1 protein-coding gene is annotated in these 253 nt (G+C 48.2%); it reads right to left on the bottom strand.

Annotated elements, in window-relative coordinates:
• The coding region (locus tag AC1M9P_RS14670; RefSeq protein WP_481588098.1) for a GA-like domain-containing protein at positions 1-253 on the bottom strand (253 nt) is incomplete at both ends.

Genomic DNA, 253 nt, shown 5'->3' on the forward strand with positions numbered 1-253 from the left:
CTGTTGGGGTGATGAGGCCATTGGCATTTGCATCGATCAGCGCTTGTTCTGCCGCAGCGTATGCTGCTTCAGCCGCCTCTACTGCTGCTTCGGCATCTGCCAATACTTGTTCGTACTCATCTGCTATGCCATCTTCGTTTTCATCATTTACTGTTGGTAAGATGATGTCGACTAGATCATCTAAGCGTGCATCCAATGCGTCTTTGTCTGCTCCTTCTGGAAGTGCATCAACTTTCGCTTGTGCATCTTCTTT

Source organism: Acinetobacter sp. 25-47-122, assembly GCF_056779695.1.